The organism is Mannheimia kashgarensis (genome assembly GCF_041807705.1).
GTDB lineage: Bacteria > Pseudomonadota > Gammaproteobacteria > Enterobacterales > Pasteurellaceae > Mannheimia.
Genome location: NZ_JBGTYY010000070.1, coordinates 1 through 723 on the forward strand (window position 1 = coordinate 1; position 723 = coordinate 723).

Annotated in this window: 1 protein-coding gene; it reads right to left on the reverse strand. The window is 44.4% G+C overall.

The genetic code is table 11. The features are described 5' to 3' along the window. On the reverse strand, positions 1-723 hold a 723-nt coding region (locus ACERCF_RS12500; RefSeq protein WP_373625790.1), incomplete at both ends, for an Ig-like domain-containing protein.

The window sequence follows — 723 nt, forward strand, 5'->3', positions numbered from 1 at the left end:
AAAGTTTCGCCGTCTTTGGCTTTGCTTGGATCATCTAGGGTTACATTGTATGCACCTGTCTTATCATCTGCTTTGCCTGTGCCGATTACTTTTCCAGCTTCGTCTTTAATAACTACTGTTGCACCCGGCTCTGTTGTGCCTGATACAGTTACTGTATCTGAGCCTTTTTCGCCAGTCGCTTTTGTGTTGTCCGCTGTCGGTTTAGCTGGGTCTGTTACATCTGGAGCTGTAATTGTACCTGTTGTTGTTTGACCTGCTTTGTCTGTTACTTCTACAGTTAAAGTTTCGCCATCTTTAGCTTTGCTTGGATCGTCTAGAGTTACATTGTATGCACCTGTCTTATCGTCTGCTTTGCCTGTGCCGATTACTTTTCCAGCTTCGTCTTTAATAACCACTGTTGCACCTGGCTCTGTTGTGCCTGATACAGTTACTGTATCTGAGCCTTTTTCACCAGTCGCTTTTGTGTTGTCGGCTGTCGGTTTATCTGGGTCTGTTACATCTGGAGCTGTAATTGTACCCGTTACTTTGTTACCGCCTTTATCTGTTACTTCTACAGTTAAAGTTTCGCCGTCTTTGGCTTTGCTTGGATCATCTAGGATTACATTGTATGCACCTGTCTTATCATCTGCTTTGCCTGTGCCGATTACTTTTCCAGCTTCGTCTTTAATAACTACAGCTGCACCCGGCTCTGTTGTGCCTGATACAGTTACTGTATCTGAGCCT